General features: G+C 41.8%; 12 protein-coding genes and 1 tRNA gene (1 of these 13 cut by a window edge). 3 read left to right on the plus strand and 10 right to left on the minus strand.

Features of this window, described 5'->3' with window-relative positions:
* Positions 1-12: 12 nt before the first annotated feature.
* The 10 genes from FG28_RS03355 to nhaD form a co-directional block, all read right to left on the minus strand.
* Complete coding sequence (locus tag FG28_RS03355) at positions 13-3,264, minus strand: SusC/RagA family TonB-linked outer membrane protein (RefSeq protein WP_036379982.1); 3,252 nt, start codon at positions 3,262-3,264, stop codon at positions 13-15.
* A gap of 418 nt (positions 3,265-3,682) precedes the next feature.
* The gene (locus tag FG28_RS03360; RefSeq protein ID WP_036379984.1) at positions 3,683-4,132 is read right to left on the minus strand and encodes a helix-turn-helix domain-containing protein; all 450 of its coding nucleotides are present in this window, start codon (positions 4,130-4,132) and stop codon (positions 3,683-3,685) included.
* A gap of 192 nt (positions 4,133-4,324) precedes the next feature.
* Positions 4,325-4,735: a 6-carboxytetrahydropterin synthase gene (locus FG28_RS03365; RefSeq protein ID WP_036379986.1), complete on the minus strand. Its 411-nt coding sequence runs from the start codon at positions 4,733-4,735 to the stop codon at positions 4,325-4,327.
* A gap of 119 nt (positions 4,736-4,854) precedes the next feature.
* Positions 4,855-5,163 carry a hypothetical protein gene (locus FG28_RS03370; RefSeq protein WP_036379987.1) on the minus strand — a complete coding sequence of 103 codons (309 nt, stop codon included), beginning with the start codon at positions 5,161-5,163 and terminating at the stop codon, positions 4,855-4,857.
* A gap of 178 nt (positions 5,164-5,341) precedes the next feature.
* A tRNA-Val gene (locus FG28_RS03375) sits at positions 5,342-5,416 on the minus strand.
* Positions 5,417-5,489: 73 nt separating this feature from the next.
* Entirely contained in the window at positions 5,490-6,701 is a 1,212-nt protein-coding gene (locus FG28_RS03380; protein WP_036379988.1) for a folylpolyglutamate synthase/dihydrofolate synthase family protein, read from the minus strand.
* On the minus strand, positions 6,701-7,585 hold the full coding sequence (locus FG28_RS03385; RefSeq protein WP_036379992.1) for a cell envelope integrity protein TolA: 885 nt from the start codon (positions 7,583-7,585) through the stop codon (positions 6,701-6,703). The genes FG28_RS03380 and FG28_RS03385 overlap by 1 nt, the downstream gene beginning before the upstream one ends.
* Entirely contained in the window at positions 7,585-7,971 is a 387-nt protein-coding gene (locus tag FG28_RS03390; protein ID WP_036379994.1) for a biopolymer transporter ExbD, read from the minus strand. The genes FG28_RS03385 and FG28_RS03390 overlap by 1 nt, the downstream gene beginning before the upstream one ends.
* A gap of 9 nt (positions 7,972-7,980) precedes the next feature.
* Positions 7,981-8,673 (minus strand): MotA/TolQ/ExbB proton channel family protein, encoded by a 693-nt coding sequence (locus tag FG28_RS03395; RefSeq protein ID WP_036379995.1) that lies wholly within the window; start codon positions 8,671-8,673, stop codon positions 7,981-7,983.
* A gap of 57 nt (positions 8,674-8,730) precedes the next feature.
* Positions 8,731-10,116 carry a sodium:proton antiporter NhaD gene (gene nhaD / locus FG28_RS03400; protein ID WP_036380001.1) on the minus strand — a complete coding sequence of 462 codons (1,386 nt, stop codon included), beginning with the start codon at positions 10,114-10,116 and terminating at the stop codon, positions 8,731-8,733.
* A 236-nt stretch (positions 10,117-10,352) separates the two neighbouring features.
* Between nhaD and FG28_RS03405 the strand changes: the two genes are divergently transcribed.
* The 3 genes from FG28_RS03405 to FG28_RS03415 all read left to right on the plus strand — a co-directional run.
* The gene (locus tag FG28_RS03405; protein ID WP_036380003.1) at positions 10,353-11,495 is read left to right on the plus strand and encodes an acyl-CoA dehydrogenase; all 1,143 of its coding nucleotides are present in this window, start codon (positions 10,353-10,355) and stop codon (positions 11,493-11,495) included.
* Positions 11,496-11,814: 319 nt separating this feature from the next.
* Positions 11,815-16,320: a glutamate synthase large subunit gene (gene gltB, locus FG28_RS03410; RefSeq protein ID WP_036380006.1), complete on the plus strand. Its 4,506-nt coding sequence runs from the start codon at positions 11,815-11,817 to the stop codon at positions 16,318-16,320.
* An 8-nt stretch (positions 16,321-16,328) separates the two neighbouring features.
* Positions 16,329-17,232, plus strand: partial view of a glutamate synthase subunit beta gene (locus FG28_RS03415; RefSeq protein ID WP_036380008.1) — the 5' portion only. It continues 563 nt past the right edge of the window; only the first 904 of its 1,467 coding nucleotides appear in the window; it begins with the start codon at positions 16,329-16,331; its stop codon lies off the right edge, out of view.

Genomic DNA, 17,232 nt, shown 5'->3' on the forward strand with positions numbered 1-17,232 from the left:
TCTATTTTCATCTTAAAAAGTTGCTTTTACACTGAAGCCATATCTTTTTGAACTTGGCCCATTCAAAAATTCAAAGCCAAAACCATTACCTACTCCAGTACCGGATGTATTGGGATCGAAATTGGCGCCCTTGGGGGTATTGAACGCCCTATACCATAGGTTGAAACCAGTAGCTGAAAAAGATAGAGCGCCAAATGGGGTGTCTTTCAAAAACTTTTTGGGCACGTTGTATCCAAGACTTACTTCTTGTAACCTCATTACCGAGGCATCAAAAACTTGTAATTCAGATGGTCCGCCAAAAATATTGTTGAAGAAGTAATCTGAGTTGTTAATCTGTACATCGTTCACTCTTCCATCTTCCTGTTGAACCCCTGGTAATATATAAGTGTTCTCCCTATCTATAGTTTCCGTTATAAGACCCCTACCCAAGAGTGTGGATATGGTACTGGACCACATATCTCCACCATGTGTATAGTTAAATTGAAAACCTAGGGTAAAATTCTTGATTGAAAAGCTATTGTTAAGGTTAGCTACCCAGTCTGGATTCGGATCCCCTATAACTCCATCTTGCGGGTCTTGTACATAATCCCCTATAGTATTTACAACCAACTGACCATCTTTATTCCTTAGTACCCTGCTACCATAAATTACACCTAAGGGTTGGCCTTCTATCGCAGCGTTCCCAAGGTTACCAAAACCAGAGTAGACGATTTGGTCAGTATCTTGACCCAAGTCAACAACTTCGGTCTCAGTTGCAGAGAAATTAATATTGGCATTCCAGTTAAAGCCACCTTCTTCATTGCTCCTGAAGAAGTTTAACCCAAGATCAACCTCAATGCCCTGTCCCTTTATTTCTCCGACATTTGTGCTGGTTTGGTAAAATCCCGTGGAGGGGTCCAAGGGTTGTGAGACAATAAGATCGGTGGTAGTACGCTCATAGACCGAGGCATCCATTGTTATTCTTCCATCCCACCACCTAGACTCTATCCCCAGTTCTATTTCTGCCACTTGTTCGGGCTTTAGATTTGGGTTCCCCAAGGTGAGTGGACTTGTGTTGGTAACAATATTGGTCCCCGTATTATCTTGGAAATCCTGTGTATCCAAAATCAAGCGATTGGAAACTGGGTAGTTATCAGAGTTTCCATCGGGGAAACCTGCTGATGTTCCATAACCAGCCCTTATCTTAAGGTAGTTTAACACATCACTCTTTAATCCGTCAAAAGCGGTCGTAGGAACAAAGGACAAACTTGCACTTGGATAGAACAAAGATCTATTGGCTTTGGCAAGATTGGATACCCAATCATTTCTACCTGCCAGTGTAACGAAGACATAATTTTCATAATCCATTTCCACTTGTCCATAAGCACCTACAACATTTCTTTCAGATGTTCCTTGGATTTCATTCTGGTTTAAGAAATTGAAGTGTCTCAACACCCCAAATACCTGCTGACCATCACTAGAGACACCACTCTGGTCAAAAAGCTCCCTTCTTCCATTGAACCCAACATTAAAAGTGGCTCCAACCGTTTCAGAAATGTCATAATCTCCATTTAATGTAAAGTTGTGATCCCAAATGGTATTGGTATTGTTCCAAGTCTCATAAATACCACTGGCCAATCTTGGTTGGGGAACATTTCCATTGATACCTCCTTTATTCTGGTAGTTTACATTGTTTTCACTGTACACATCAAGTCCCACACGATATACCAAGTTCAAATTATCACTAAACTGGTACTGCAAAGCCATGTTACCAAACACTCTATTGGTTTCTTGTGAGGTACGCGCATTATGCACTGTCCATAGCGGGTGTTGTATATCGTTCCCTTGACGGTAATATATACTTCTCCCGTCAATAGGACTTTGATAAGGTAAACCAACTACATCAATACTTCTTGGTGTAAAGAAAAGATCACCAAATACAGAAGAACCAGATCCAGTTGCACCATTACCCTGACTCAATGCAACAGGTGGAGAAATAAACTTGGTGCGGGCATAGTTGAGTGTGCCAGATGCTGTAAACTTATTGCTAAGTTCTGCTCGCCCTCCTACACTTAAATTATTACGATTAAGACTGTTTCCAGGGGTAAATCCATTGTCTTTTAGATAACCATAGTTTGCATTATATGAAACCTTTCCATCATTGGATGCACCACTAATGTTTATGGATGTATTGGCTACAGTACCTGTTTTGAAGAAATTTTCAAAACTATCATAAGGTCTCCACTCATAACGCTGCCCTGCAAATTCAGGGAAGGCCTGTTGACCTGCAGCAGAAGTAGAGTAGGGATGGGGTAACGTACCATTGGCATCAAAGGCAGCACTATTGCCCCAGCCCGAAACCCCTTCTCTGTTGAAACTGGGGCCCCAATTGCTAAAAAACCATCCAAAAGACTGGTCAAAACCTCCTCCATACTGGTCTTGATAATCAGGGGTGGAAGCTATTTTATTAAAGAATATGGAAGAGTTCACAGTAATCTCCGTTTTTTTGGCTCCCTCTCCCCCTGATCCGGCCTTGGTGGTAATCAAGATTACACCGTTCCTACCCAAAGAGCCGTATAGAGTAGAGGCCGCTAGACCTTTCAGTACATTAACACTTTCTATACTATTTGGATCCAAATCCAAGAATCGGCTCGAACCATTGTTACCATTAATAAAATCTTGTCTGGAGCCTAGCCGACCAGAAGGGTTGGTATCAGCATTAAAAGGAACCCCGTCCACAATGAACAAAGGTTGGTTACTCTGGCTAAAGGAGTTATAGCCCCTAATAATAATGTTAGTACCAGATCCGGAAAGACCACTTTGGGCCGTAATGTTTACCCCAGAGGCCTTACCCATAAGCACACGGCCAAGATCTCCTTCGGCTTTGTTTTCCAGCTCCTCTGAGCTCACCTCAGCGACGGCATATCCAAGTGCCTGTTTTTCCCTTTTGATACCAAGGGCTGTTACAATGACCTCTTCAAGAGCCTGGGCATCCTCTTCCATCTGGACATTGATCACATTTCCTGCACCGACTATACGCCGTGCGGTTCTTTGTCCTAGATATGTAAATACAAGTATCTGACCTGTGCTGGCACTAATGGTATAGTTGCCATCAAAGTCAGATTGGGTACCGTTTGTGGTGTTTTCAACCACAATATTGACCCCTGGGAGTGGTAATCCGTCTTGGTCAACTATGGTACCCGTGATTGTTTTTTCTTGGGACCATGCTGATGTCATGAACAATACCAAAAAGGCTAATGTCCCAAACAGTTTTGTTACTTTCATAGAGTTAACAGTTTTGTTAGTAAATTTGAGTTAGTGCAACTGAGAAAGGCAGGTGGGAGAATGTTTTGATAGCTAATTCAAATAATTCCTTAATACAAAAAACAAAACTTAATGGAAAGTCTTTTTTAAAAAGGTAGTAAGGCATCTCACCACCTTACCTTTACAATTGCAGGGACAAAACAATTGTATCATTATATAGAAAGAGTATTTTTAAAACGGGGCGGACGATAAAAAAGTAGTCTCCCAACGGCAAGTACTTTTTTTAACAAATTTTTACCTCTCCTTAAAATTCCCCAACCAAAAACAAAACTCACATAAACCAAAAAGCTGATACAATTGGACCCAAATCAAAGAAGTAATCGAGATTAATTTGAAATAAGGATGAAAAGTAAATTGGGAATGTAGTGTTCAATATAAATTATGAAGCGTATGCCTCCATACTCCGAAAATCATTCGGACTTAAGCCTGTTTCTTTTTTAAAGGCACTGTAAAAACTGGTTTTGCTATTAAATCCAACTTCATACATTATCGCCTTTACACTCAATGATGGTTGTACCAAAAGAAGGTCTTTTGCTTCACAGATTCTGTAGTGATTCAACAATCCATAAAAGTTTTTCTGCAAGTATTCATTTAGGACTTGGGAAACCTTGTACCTGTCCTCTTTTATATGTTGGGACAACTCGTTAAGACCCAAGACATTGTTTCGGTATAATTTATCAATTTTAAGCGCCTTTTCCACTTTACTCCTAATCCTTGACGCTTCTTCCTTTGTTAAACCAGATTTCTCATATTTAGACGTATTGGTATTTTTATTCCCAGAGAACTGAACGCTGCTATTTGGCATTAAAATATGGAAAAGCCCTTTCATCTAAAAATCAGTCATTATCGTGTACAAAACTTTTTTGTCACAGATAATATAATGGGTTAGTAAAGCTCAGAGACCTATCAATTGATGAATACCCATAATCAATTGACAAATGAGAGAATGAAATGGAATATTTAATTACGGATTCAGTTGAATCACAAAATAATCAGAAAGGCATTTAATCTCGGAAATTTGTTACCAATCTCCATATTCTGCCGAATTCTTTTGCGTTTCGTGCAGGGTAATGTGCAATAATTGGCCTTTTTCCAGCTTCGGCTTTAAAATGTCGTAGATGACTTTCACAAAATATTCCGTGGTTGGGAAAATGCCCTCGAATTCCGGACAGTCCTCATTTAAGTTTTTATGGTCAAAACGCTCTTCAATCTCATCCTTGATCAAGGCTCCCAATACGGCCAAATCCATCACAAAACCTGTATCAGCATCCACTTCCCCTCTAACCCTGACCTCTAAATCAAAATTATGTCCATGATAATTGGGACTGTTGCATTTTCCAAAAACAGCAATATTCTTTTCTTGGCTCCAATTGGGATTATGGAGCCGGTGGGCGGCATTAAAATGGGCTTTTCTGCAAATGGTGGCAATCATTAAAGCAAACTTTTTGCAAAGATACTTTTTACTGAAGGACAGCACGAATAAATCGCTAGATATTCTGTCTTCACCAACATTTAAAGGCCAACGACCTAGTACCAATATACTGGCTAACCTTAAATGGAAACAAAAGAGGGTTGTACGGTTTTTTCATCAAGGGACAAACTTTTTTCAAGCTTGGAGTTAAAACCATCGAAATTCCTTTCAAGAATTGAATACAAAGGTTCAGGTGTGTCATCATTGATCGATACTTGACCGTTATTGGAGTTCACCTCAACAGTAATCAAGTTGCAATATTCCATCAAATGCTCGGCTTCCCTTATAAGAATTAGAATCACCTGAAGTTCCACAGCGTACTCCAAGTTTAAAAGGTGCAAGGAATTATGCTGATTGATTTCTTCCGTAGGTTTCCAGTTGATTTTCACTGTACACTTTTTTACAAAAATAACCCTCAAACAAATTAATTTACAATTAAGAAACGTTAAATTAATATTGAAAGAGTTTTTGAAATGGAATTAAGGGAAGGTAAGGCCTTGAATTATGGATCAGACAAAAGGCCATAAAATAAAAAGCCCCCGAATCTCGGAGGCCTATTAATTGTTGTGGGCCCTACTGGATTCGAACCAGTGACCCCCTGCTTGTAAGGCAGGTGCTCTGAACCAACTGAGCTAAGAGCCCTATTCCATTTTCTCAAATGGAGTGCAAATATAGCATCATTTTTCTGATACAAAAAAGAATATTTCGAAAAAAATCATACAATTTCTGCCACCACAAACGTGCTGCCGCCAACATATATGAAATCGTTGTTATTTGCACTGGCTAATGCCGCTTTCAACCCCTTTTTCACCGAATCAAAACTTTTACCTTCAATTCCTTGTGATCGAGCTAATTCCGAAAGCCGATCAATATCCATCCCTCTGGAAATATTGGGTTTTACAAAGTAATACTTGGCTTCTTTTGGGAACAGTGTCAATACATTTTTCACATCCTTATCGTTCACAAACCCCAATACCATATGAAGCTGATCGTACTTCTGTTTGGCTATTTGTTTTAGCACATAATACAACCCTTCCTTGTTATGGGCGGTGTCGCATACCACCATCGGATTCTCCTGTATAACCTGCCACCTACCCAATAAACCTGTATTGTGGACAACCTTTTGCAGTCCGTTTATGATAGCCGTTTCTGGAACTTCAAAATTCTCCAACTGTTTAACCGTGGCTACAACCCCACCGATATTTTGTTGCTGGTATTCCCCAAGTAAATCGGTTTTATACTTGGGCACATCCAATGTATCCACAAATACTATTTTTGATTGCAGTTGATGCGCAATCAAGTTGAATATCGTTTCGGTTTCAGCTTGGCGTTCACTGATGACCACCGGAACCCTTGGTTTAATGATACCCGCTTTTTCCAAAGCTATTTTTTCTAACGTATCGCCCAAAATATGGGTGTGATCTAAACCAATGTTAGTGATAAGTGATACTTCCGGGGTTATAATGTTTGTTGAATCGAGTCGGCCACCCAATCCTACTTCTATAATAGCAATGTCCACATTTTCAGCTACAAAATAGGTAAAGGCCATCCCAACGGTCATCTCAAAAAACGAAAGCTTTCTAAATTCCAAAAAAGTCCTGTGTTCGGTGATAAAATCAACCACGAACTTTTCACTGACCATTTGACCATTGATTTTAATCCGTTCGCGAAAATCCTTTAAATGGGGGGAGGTGTATAAACCGACCTTGTACCCCGCTTCCTGCAAAATTGAAGCGAGCATGTGGCTGCTGGACCCTTTTCCGTTGGTACCGGCAACATGAATACTTTTGAATTTTTTTTCTGGATTTCCCAACGCATTGGAAAACTCGATGATGTTATCCATCTTGGCATTTAGGGCCACAATACCCTTTTGCTGGTACATGGGAAGTTGCGAGAACATCCAATCCAGGGTCTCCTTGTAGGTCACTATTGCCCCAGTTTAAAGTTGACCACCACAAAACCGATTTGTTGTGTAGGTGCATTGGAATCTGTATTCCATCGATGACTGAGTGCCGTTTTTCGTGCAGGGTCCAAAAGACAGGGTGCCGTATTGGTGGTTCCTTTCACACCAGGTTCGGCCTTTATAACTTTTCCAGACCTGTCTACCGTAATTCTAACCACAACACGACCTTCTTCATTACATTCTTGGCGTACTTTTCCACTGTTTACCAATGACCTCCCATTGAGACCATAACCACCACCTCCGCTACCACTTCCGGGAGCACCATAATAGCTAGTGGCATAAGGATCACCATCGGGTTGACCTTTATCCCCAGCCCAATCATCATCACCTTCACTGCCGGTAGCCGTTCCATCAGATTGTCCAATGCCACCGATCAAAGCATCCAAGTTTTTCTTCTTGGCTTCTTGTTCCTGCCTTTTTTTCTCTTCAGCCTCTCTCTTTTCGGTTTCTACGCGTTCCGCTTCTTCCTTAGCCTTTTTAGCTGCCTCATCCGCTTTACGTTTGGCCTCTTGTTGTTGTTTTATTCGGATGGACTCCTCATTATTACTGGTCAATACTTTTTCCACAGGTTCAGGTTCCTCTTGTACTGTTTCTTCCTGGGGTTCTACTTGCTGCACTTGCTCCATGGGTTGGGGTTCCACTCTCTGGGGTTTGGACCGTACCTTTTCCTTGGGTTGAACTTCACCACTGCCAAAATCCATGGTGCCAAAATTCACGGCTATCCCATTTTCAATGGGTGGGTCCAAATAGGTGAGTCCTATGTAAAAAAGCAATAGGAGGAATACGCTCAGTAGAAGAGTGGTGAGCGTAAATGATTTTTTCTTGTGTCTCGTGTCTAAAAATGCCATTATTGTGGCCGCACAGCCAAGATGACCTTGTAACTGTTCCTATTGGCGATGTCCATAACGTTGACCGCTTCCTTAATGGCCACACTTTCTTCCGCCCGTAGGATAATTGTTGGCTTTTCTTGACCTTCAAGTGCCTTTTTTAATTCAATTTCAATGTATTCCTTGTTGATCTGCTCGTTGTTCACAAAATAGTTCAGGTCCTTGTTAATGGTGACGGAAACATTCTGCGTGTTTGTAGATTTTCCCTTTGCCTTTGGCAATAGTAAATCCAACGCATTGGGTGCATTGGACGTTAGCATGAAAAACACCAATAACAGAAACACAATATCTGTCATGGACGACATACTGAACTCAGGACTAACCTTGTTTCTTCCTTTCAATTTCATATTGAACTGCTAAATGGGTTCGTTCAACAAATCCAAAAACTCAACGGCATTAGCTTCCATTTTGTGCACCACTTTATCGGTTCTGTTCACCAAGTGATTGTATCCGATATAGGCTATAATACCCACAACCAATCCGGCAACTGTTGTGGTCATGGCCGTATAAATACCCGATGCCAACAATCCCATTTCAGCTTGCCCGCCACTACTTGCCATTTGGTGAAATGCCAAAATCATACCAATTACGGTTCCCAAGAAACCAATCATGGGAGCCGCACCGGCCACAGTGGCCAAAACACTAACGTTCTTCTCCAATTTGTATACTTCCAGTGTTCCGGCATTCTCAATGGCGGTGGTGATGTCATCCAAAGGTTTCCCAATCCTGGACACTCCTTTTTCCGTCAACCGTGCTACTGGTGAATCAGTCTGTGCACATAAAATTTTGGCTGCATCCAACTTCCCGTTCATGATGTGATCACGAATCTGGTTCATGAAGTTTTTGTCTATCTTGGAAGCTGCCTTAATGGCAAAAATCCGTTCAAAATAAATGTAAAGCGCTACAAACAGCAGTACAAAAAGTACCATGATAATAATGATGCTTCCTGCACCTCCGTTAACGATAAGATCTATTACAGAAAGTGTCTTTTCTTCGGAAATAGAGGCAACTGCCTCAGCACCTTCCGTTGCTTCTTGAAAAATAATCATATAAAATCCCCAATTTAATATGCAATAATAACGGAGATTTTTGAGCTAAAGTATTTTTTAGAACAAATTTCGCATCAACATGAAGCAAATAGCTCCTGCCAAGAAGCCAATCAAGGCCAACCACGAAATTTTTCTAAGGTACCAGAAGAAGTCTATCTTCTCCATTCCCATGGCCACAACACCGGCTGCCGACCCAATGATCAACATACTTCCACCAGTTCCTGCGGAATAAGCAATGAAATGCCACAATTGGTCATTCATGGGCTCGGTGAACATTCCCAAACTGGCAGCTACCAAGGGGACGTTATCAATTACGGCAGAACCCACACCAAGCAATAGAATCACTATATCCGAAACATGGGTACTGGCCATTTCGGTTCCCATCAAGGGCATTCCCTGTTTTAATCCTTCCGCAAAATTGAACAACATACCCAAGGATTCCAATGCAGCTACCGCCATTAAAATTCCCAAGAAAAATAAGATACTGGGTAATTCAATTTTTGTTAAGGCACTATGCACAGGGCTGTGGTGCGCCGCTTCGTCACTTTCGTGGTCCACGGAGGAAATGGCAATCTTGGAGTTACTGTAAATCTCCGCAAATGTAGCCACAACCGCCAAAGAAAGCATCATACCAACATAGGGTGGTAAATGGGTTATGGTCTTAAAAATGGGTACAAATATGATGGCCCCCAAACCTAAATACAGCATGGTTGCCCCAAATTTTGATTTTGACGGTTCCTCGTCCTCAACATCAATTTCCCCTTTGAAGGCAGGTAAAAACGAAGCTATAAGTGAAGGAATGACCATACAGAACAACGATGGGATTAGTAAATGTTCAATGAGGTTGGCAGTTGTTACCTTGTCCCCGATCCACAACATGGTTGTGGTAACATCCCCAATGGGCGACCATGCTCCACCGGCATTGGCGGCAATAATAATAAGACCCGCATACCACAATCTTGTGTCTCTATCCCTAATTATTTTTTGAAGGATGGAAATCAACACGATTGTTGCAGTAAGATTGTCGATGATTGCTGAAAGAATAAAAGCCAAAAAGGAAAAAATCCAAAGAATTTTTTTCTTACTACGTGTTTTCACATAAGTTTTTATGGTAGCGAAACCATCAAAATAATCAATGATCTCCACAATGGTCATGGCTCCCAAAAGAAAGACCAAAATTTCCGAGGTCTTTCCCAAATGATGAAGCAAGGTTTCTTCAAGAAGCTCCATTTTCTCTTCATGACCAAAAGCCCCAAAATTTTCCATAAGGGCATGCTCACCAGAATCAAACCAAGTAGTGAACCCATCAATTCCAAATGACATGAGTGCCCACATAACGGCCATCATGGCCAATGCAGGAATAAGTTTGTCTACTTTTAAGTTATGTTCGAGTGTTATTGCCAAATATCCAATGACAAAAATGACAATCAGAAGGGTCTCCATGTTAAGTTTGGTTTATTAATGTAAATATTTCGTTGAAGTAATTTTCAATTGCGCTAAAGATATTCAAAATGAGTTTTTCCGCATAATCTTCATTTAATAAATTATTGTGAAAATAAAAATCAGCCCACAAGAACATGAATATACTTTGAATCATTCTCATTTATACAATTCTTTTTATGTGAAATTGCCATCATAGAACTATATTTGTGGTATATTTTTGCTTATTTTTCAGTTTTATGGATTTCACACTTTCCGAAGAACAGTTAATGATACAACAGGCAGCAAGGGATTTTGCCAACAGCGAACTCCTACCTGGAATAGTAGAAAGGGACGATGCCCAAAAGTTCCCTTTTGAACTGGTTCAAAAAATGGGAGAATTAGGCTTTATGGGGATGATGGTCAATGAAAAATACAACGGAAGTGGGTTGGACACCCTTTCCTATGTCCTGGCCATGGAAGAACTCTCAAAAGTTGATGCATCGGCCTCCGTAATGGTATCCGTAAACAATTCTCTGGTCTGTTGGGGATTGGAAACTTTTGGCACCGAAGCCCAAAAAGAAAAATATTTAACCCGATTGGCCTCCGGTGAAATCATTGGGGCATTTTGCCTCTCTGAACCTGAAGCCGGGAGCGATGCCACTTCACAAAAGACAACTGCCATTGACAACGGCGATCATTATATTTTGAATGGCACCAAAAACTGGATCACAAACGGAGGAAGTGCAGAAGTTTACTTGGTCATAGCTCAAACCCATGTTGAAAAAGGACATAAGGGCATCAATGTCCTTATTGTTGAAAAGGGAATGGACGGCTTTGAAGTGGGCCCAAAGGAAAACAAACTGGGCATTCGCGGAAGCGACACGCACTCCCTTATTTTTAATGACGTAAAAGTTCCCAAGGAAAACCGGATAGGAGAAGACGGATTTGGATTTAAATTTGCCATGAAAACCTTGGCAGGTGGCCGGATCGGAATTGCCGCCCAAGCCTTGGGAATCGCAGCAGGTGCCTATGAACTTGCCCTAAAATACTCCAAAGAGCGGAAGACATTCGGTACGGAAATTGCCAATCATCAGGCCATCGCCTTTAAGTTGGCCGATATGCACACCAAAATACAGGCTGCCCGAAATTTGGTCTACCAAGCAGCTTGTGATAAAGATGCTGGAAATGATTACACATTATCAGGTGCCATGGCCAAACTATATGCATCCGAAGTTGCTATGGAAACCACTGTTGAAGCGGTGCAGATTCATGGTGGAAATGGATACGTGAAAGACTATCATGTAGAGCGTTTAATGCGGGATGCCAAGATTACCCAGATTTATGAAGGAACTTCCGAAATCCAAAAAATAGTCATCTCAAGAAGTGTACTAAAGGACTAGAAGAGTTACATTTTGGACTATACCCCATAAAAAAGGGGGATGCAAAGCCTTAAATATCCATTTTTAGAAGGTGAATCCCTGAAAATTAAACAGGCCACACTTCAAATTTAAACCATTATACACTACACCCCTTATTTTACGATAGGTTGTTGAGGTTTAATAATTTTACTTTGAGATAATCATAATTTAACATTGATAAAATTCTGATATTGAATATTTTTTAACCCTTCAATCTGTACGTTGATTTTTTATTTGAAATTGATTAAAAACCCTGTTTTTTATTCATCAGATTTGATATTTTTGAAGAAATACCATAATGATGAAATTGGAAAAGCAAGGTTTATATTTACCCGAGTTTGAGCATGATAACTGTGGTGCAGGCTTCATTTGCAGCCTTAAAGGAAGAAAATCAAATGACATTATCCATAAGGCTCTTGAGATCTTGGATAAACTGGAACATAGAGGTGCTGTAAGTTCAGATGGCAAAACGGGTGACGGAGCGGGTATTTTGATTGATATCCCCCACGACTTTTTTGCTGATGTATGTACGTTTACCTTACCCGAAGCCGGGGAATATGCCGTAGGCAACGTTTTCCTTCCACAAAAGGAAAACCAAAGGGATTTTTGCATCTCCGTACTCGAAGAAAATATAGCAAATCAAGGTCTTCAACTTCTGGGCTGGCGGGATGTTCCCGTAAACCGTTCCGTTCCCGGAAGGATAGCCGCGGAAACCGAACCTTATGTAAAGCAGGTCTTTATTGCAAAAGGCGAATCGCTTGACGATTTTCAATTTAACCTTAAGCTTTTCATCGCCCGGAAAATTACGGAGCATACCATTATAGAAAGCAAGCTTTCCCAAAGCAAGTTTTTCTATTTGCCCAGTCTGTCCACCAAGATCATCATCTTTAAAGGGCTGCTAGTGCCAAATGACATCAGCAAATATTATGAAGATCTATTGGATCCCAGGGTAGTTACCCGTTTGGCCTTGGTACACCAACGTTTCTCCACAAACACCTTCCCCACTTGGGATTTGGCCCAACCCTTCCGTTATATGTGCCACAATGGGGAAATCAACACCCTACGAGGAAATGTGTCCCGCATGCGTTCCCGTGAAGAACTCATGGAAAGTGATTGGTTTGGAGAGGACATCAAAAAGATACTTCCAGTTGTATTACCCGGAAAATCCGACTCCGCCAGTATGGACATGGTGGTGGAATTGCTGTTGATGACAGGCCGCTCCTTACCAGAAGTAATGATGATGTTGGTTCCAGAAGCTTGGGAAAAAAATACAGAAATGTCCGAATCCAAAAAGGCTTTCTACGAATACAACTCCTGTTTAATGGAGCCTTGGGATGGCCCAGCTTCCATTCCGTTTACCGATGGAAATTATATCGGGGCCGTTTTGGACCGAAATGGTCTACGCCCATCCAGATATTCCGTAACCAAAAAAGGATATGTGATCATGTCCTCCGAAACCGGGGTTTTGGAGTTGGATCCGGAAGATATTGAATTCCACGGGCGATTGGAGCCTGGAAAAATGTTCTTGGTGAACATGGAAGAAGGCAGAATCATTAATGATGAGGAAATTAAGGAAGCCATTGCCAAAAAACATCCGTATAAAAAATGGTTGAAAGATAACTTGGTACACTTGCGGGACATTCCTTATAACGATTGCCCCGTGTTCTTTGGTGAATTCCCGTTGGATGTCCGAAGGTCTGCTTTTGGATATACACTGGAAGATATCAATACCATAATCATGCCCATGGCCGAAAAAGGTAAGGAGCCCATTGGTTCCATGGGTTCCGATACCCCAATCGCCGTTCTGTCTGAACGCCCGCAATTGATCTACAATTATTTCAAACAATTGTTCGCGCAGGTCACCAATCCACCTTTGGATGGTATCCGTGAAGAGTTGATCACAGACATCAGTCTAACATTGGGGAGTGACCAAAATATTTTTGACATCAACGAGCTGCACTGTAGAAAGCTCAAGATTCAAAATCCAGTGATTTCCAAGGAGGATTTGGATAAAATCAAAAATTACGATTCCAGTCCAGATTATAAAGTAGTCTCCATTTCCATGCTGTATGAGGTGGAAAAAGGTCACAATGGCTTGGAAGAAGCTTTGGATTCCATCCTTCAACAAGCTTTTGATGCCATTGACGAAGGAGCCAACATCATTATCCTTTCTGACAGGATGGTGAGCACAGAAATGGCGGCCATACCTGCCCTATTGGCCTGTTCCTATATAAACAGTGGCTTGCGAAAGTTAGGCAAACGTTCAAAACTGAGCATCATCATTGAATCTGCCGAGCCCAGGGAGGTGCATCATTTTGCTCTACTGTTTGGGTTTGGTGCGAGCGCCATCAATCCCTATTTGGTGAATGAAATCATCGGAGAGCAAATAAAAGAAAACAACATCACAGAATACACTTTTGAGGAAGCCATCAAAAATTACAACAAAGCTATTGGCAAGGGCATCCTTAAAGTGATGAACAAAATTGGGATTTCCACATTGAATTCGTACAGGGGATCTCAACTATTCGAATGCATTGGTATCAATACCAAGGTAGTGGACAAATATTTCCCCAACACGCCCACGCGTATCCAGGGAATTGGCTTGTATGAAATTGAAAAGGAAATAGCCAAGCGCCACAAGAAAGCATTCACAACCCAGGAATTAGCGGCCAATCTGGATATTGAGATTGGTGGTGAGTACCGTTGGCGAAGAAATGGCGAAAAGCACATGTTCAATCCATTAAGTATTGCCAAACTTCAAAAATCGGTACGCAATAACGAGCCGGAAACTTACAAGGAGTATTCCCAATTGGTAAATGAGCAGTCTAAAAACTTAATGACCATCCGTGGATTGTTCGAGTTTTCGAACTATGACCCCATTCCACTTGAAGAAGTTGAGCCTTGGACCGAAATCGTAAAAAGGTTCAAAACGGGCGCCATGTCCTACGGAAGTATCAGTAAGGAGGCACATGAAAATCTTGCGATTGCCATGAACCGAATTGGCGGAAAGAGCAATTCAGGTGAAGGCGGTGAGGATCCGGTTCGTTTTTATAGAAGTCAAACAGGTGATTGGAAAAACAGTGCCATCAAACAGGTGGCATCGGGTAGATTTGGGGTCAGCTCCAACTATCTTACCAATGCCCAAGAAATCCAGATAAAAATGGCCCAAGGGGCCAAACCCGGTGAAGGTGGACAACTACCAGGGCCAAAAGTAAATCCGGCCATTGCCAAAACACGGAATTCCACACCATATGTGGGCTTAATTTCCCCTCCCCCACACCACGACATTTATTCCATTGAGGACCTTTCCCAATTGATCTACGATCTTAAATCGGCCAATAGGGATGCAAGGATCAATGTAAAGCTTGTCTCTGAAGTGGGTGTGGGAACCGTTGCCGCAGGTGTATCCAAAGCCAAGGCAGATGTTGTACTTATCTCTGGTTTCGATGGAGGAACGGGAGCTTCACCATTAACATCCTTAAAGCATGCAGGATTGCCATGGGAATTGGGAATCGCCGAGGCTCAACAAACCTTGGTGCTCAACGATTTAAGAAACAGAATTGTTCTAGAGTGTGATGGCCAATTGAAAACAGGAAGGGATGTGGCCGTAGCTTGTTTATTAGGGGCCGAAGAATTTGGATTTGCAACAGCACCTTTGGTTGCTTCTGGCTGTATTATGATGCGTGTTTGCCATTTGAACACCTGTCCGGTGGGAATAGCCACCCAAAACCCAGAATTACGTAAAAAATTCCAAGGTAAACCCGAACATGTGGTGAACTACATGTATTTTGTGGCGCAAGAACTTCGTGAAATCATGGCGAAGCTTGGGTTCAGGACCATCAACGAAATGGTGGGACAAGTGCAAAAGTTGGACAGAAACAAGGCCATTGAACATTACAAAGCTGCCGGAATTGACTTAAGTCCTATTTTGTATCAAATGGATGTTCCTGAAGGAACCAAATTCTACAATACCGAAAAGCAACAGCACGATATTGACAAATCCATTGAGTTTGATATTATTGCAAAGGCTCACCCAGCATTGTTCAGAAAGGAAAAAACCACTTTGGATTTTCCTATCCACAACACAGATAGGGCGGTAGGTGCGATCATCAGTAATGAGATTTCAAAAATATATGGAGCCGATGGGCTTCCGGACAACACGCTAAAACTCAATTTTACGGGCTCAGCAGGACAAAGTTTTGGGGCATTTGCCACAAAAGGCCTGACCATGGTCGTCAACGGAAATACCAACGATTATTTGGGCAAGGGACTCTCCGGAGCTAAATTGGTGGTAAAGGTACCTTTTAAATCCACCTTCAAACCAGAGGAGAACATCATCACGGGAAATGTTACCCTATATGGTGCCATTTCGGGCGAAGCCTACATCAATGGAAAAGCTGGTGAGCGTTTTTGTGTACGGAACTCAGGGGCAAAAGCCGTCGTTGAGGGAATAGGTGATCACGGTTGTGAGTACATGACCGGCGGTGTAGCCGTTATTTTAGGTAGCGTAGGGAGAAACTTTGGCGCTGGAATGAGCGGTGGTATTGCCTACGTGTTGAACAAGGATGGTTCTTTCGAAAAAAGATGCAATGGTGAGGATCTAAACCTACTTCCTGTTGAAGAGGATAATGATATAAAACAATTGAAAGAGCTGATTGAAAACCATTATAATGCCACGTTGAGCCCATTGGCACAGGAGATTTTGGAAAAGTGGGAAGAATATCTTCCAAAATTCATCAAAGTATTCCCTGAGGAATACCGTCAGGCACTTATCCGGTTGGAACAAGAGAAAATGCAAACCTTATAATTTGAGACATGGGAAAGATTACAGGATTTATGGAATTTGACAGAAAGGACGAAGCTTACGCCCCTGTCAAAGAACGTATCAAAAACTATAAGGAATTTACAAAACCCCTAAAAGAAGTAGAATTAAGGAACCAAGGAGCCCGTTGCATGGACTGCGGCATTCCGTTTTGCCACAGCGGTTGTCCATTGGGGAATTTAATTCCAGATTTTAACGACGCTGTCTATCAGGGAAAATGGGAAAAGGCAGCCAAAATATTACATGCTACCAACAATTTCCCGGAATTTACAGGCCGATTGTGCCCTGCACCCTGCGAAGAAGCATGTGTGTTGGGGATAAACGAGCCTCCCGTTTCTATTGAGAACATCGAAAAGAATATCGTCGAGACTGCTTTTAAAAATGGATGGATAAAACCTGAACCTCCTTCCAAAAGAACAGGAAAGACTGTTGCAGTGATAGGTTCTGGCCCCGCTGGTTTGGCAGCAGCTCAACAACTTAACCGCGCCGGGCATGAGGTTACCGTTTTTGAGCGGGATGAAAAAGTAGGTGGACTGCTTCGATACGGTATTCCAGATTTTAAAATGGAGAAAAGTGTCATCGACAGACGCCTTGAGATAATGGAAAAAGAAGGAATCCAGTTCAAAACTGGAGTTCATATCGGGGTGGATGTCAATGCCAAAGATTTGGCAAACGAATTCGATGCCCTAGTGCTTTGCGGAGGCGCCACCGTACGCAGAAATCTCCCTATTCCAGGCTCCGATTTGAAAGGAGTCACCCAGGCCATGGATTTTCTCCCACAGAACAATAGAAAAGTGGACGGAATTCCCTTTATAGGCGAAGAATTGACAGCCAAAGGCAAAAAAGTGATCGTTATTGGTGGTGGGGATACGGGTTCAGATTGTATCGGAACCTCTA

The organism is Muricauda sp. MAR_2010_75 (genome assembly GCF_000745185.1).
Lineage (GTDB): Bacteria > Bacteroidota > Bacteroidia > Flavobacteriales > Flavobacteriaceae > Flagellimonas.